The sequence below is a fragment of the Ruegeria sp. AF5 genome (assembly GCF_056541905.1).
This window is the reverse complement of the sequence record NZ_JBQFYZ010000044.1, coordinates 1-1,801: the sequence shown is the minus strand read 5'-3', so window position 1 is coordinate 1,801 and position 1,801 is coordinate 1. Positions and strand designations below refer to the sequence as shown.

Annotated in this window: 1 protein-coding gene; it reads right to left on the bottom strand. The window is 60.3% G+C overall.

All coding sequences use genetic code 11. From position 1 onward, the window contains the following. The coding region (locus ACR0DS_RS20265) for an ABC transporter ATP-binding protein (protein ID WP_480560877.1) at positions 1-1,767 on the bottom strand (1,767 nt) is incomplete at its 3' end. Between the last annotated feature and the right edge of the window lie 34 nt (positions 1,768-1,801).

The window sequence follows — 1,801 nt, the reverse complement described above, 5'->3', positions numbered from 1 at the left end:
TTTTTGTTTGTGTTTATTGAACTGTTGGTCGAAGAGGTTTTTGAAGGGGCCTTTTTTTTGCATGAGTTGGTCGAGGTTTCCCTGTTCGGCGATAGTGCCGTCCTGGATGACGATGATCTTGTCTGCCTCCAGCACGGTTGACAGGCGGTGGGCGATGACGATGACGGTGACATCCTGTGTCAGGGCGTCCAGCGCCTCTTTGACCAGCGATTCCGATTCCGCGTCCAGCGCGCTTGTGGCCTCGTCCAGCAGCAGGATTTCGGCCTTGCGCAGAATGGCGCGGGCAATCGCGATGCGCTGTTTCTGACCGCCCGACAGAAAGGTTCCGTTTTCGCCCACCGGGGTCTCATAGCCCTGCGGCAGGTCAGTGATGAACTGATGCGCATGTGCGGCCCGGGCTGCTGCGATCACCTCTTCATCGCTCGCATCGGGTGCCGAGCAGCGCAGGTTGTCCATCACCGAGGCCGAGAACAGGAACGTATCCTGACCGACATACGAGATTTTCCGCCGCAGCGAGGCAAAGCTGACATCCCTCAGGTCCTGGCCATCGATCTCGACGCTGCCCTGATCGGGGTCGTAAAACCGCATGATCAGGCCAAACAACGTGGATTTGCCACCACCGGACTGGCCGACAAGGGCCGTGGTTTTCCCGGCCTCGAAAGTGGCGCTCATGTTGTCGATCACCGGCACCGTGCCCTGATAGCCAAAGGTCACATTGCGCAGCGTGATCTGTCCGGGGCCGTCACTCAGGTCACGGGCCCGGGGGCTTTCCACCATCGTGTCCTCCTGATCCAGCAGGCTGAACAACAGGCCGACACCGACCATGCAGGTTTCAATCTGGACCCGCATCCTGGACAGGCGCTTGGCGGGTTCATAGGCCATCAGCAAAGCGGTGATGAAGGACATCAACTGACCCGCGGTCGGCTGTTCGGTGCCCGCGATGCCCATCGTGCTGACAATGAGAACCCCGGCAACCGCCAGACCGGCCAGAAACTCCATCAGCGGGCTGGCAATGGCCTGCAGCCGGGCGATGTCGTTCGAGCGCTGTTCGACCTTCCGGATCGCGGTCTCCATTCGGTCGATCATGCGATCTTCAAGCGCAAACACCTTGATCACCTTGATCCCCGCCGAGGTCTCCTGCAGCACCCGGATGATCTCGGCCAGCGATTTGAACTCGGCCTGCATGATCGAGCGGACGCTTTTCAGCAGATACCGCACCCCCAGCAGGGCAACCGGGCCCACCACAAAGAACATCACCGACAGGACCGGCTGCTGATACACCATGACCACAATCAGGCCGACCAGGGTCAGGGCATCGCGGACAAACCCGGTGACCAGAACATCGATCAGGCCCCGGGCCGATTGCGCGCCATTGGTCGTGCGCATCAGCAAATCCGATGATTCATTGGTCGAAAAGAACGACACCCCGTGCCGGACCAGCTTGCGGTACAGCTTCTCCTGCTGCTGGGCCACAATCCGGTTGCCCGCGCGCGCCAGAAAGACGGCCTGAATATACGAGGCCACCGCCTTGGTCAGGAACAGAAGCACAACCCCCAGCGCAATGACATGCGCCCATCCCCGCAATTCCGGGCTGGTCATGGCATCGACGATATATTCCATCATGTAAGCCGAGCCGGCGGTGGTGACCGCCACCGCGATCATCGCCAGGATCGCAACGCCGTAAAGCCCGCCCTGCGCATAAAAGCTCTCACCGACAAGCCGGCCCATATAGCCCGATCGCCACTTGTTCCAGGCGCGCTTCATCATTGCGTTCTCCAAATCCGTGAAACGGTGCGCACGC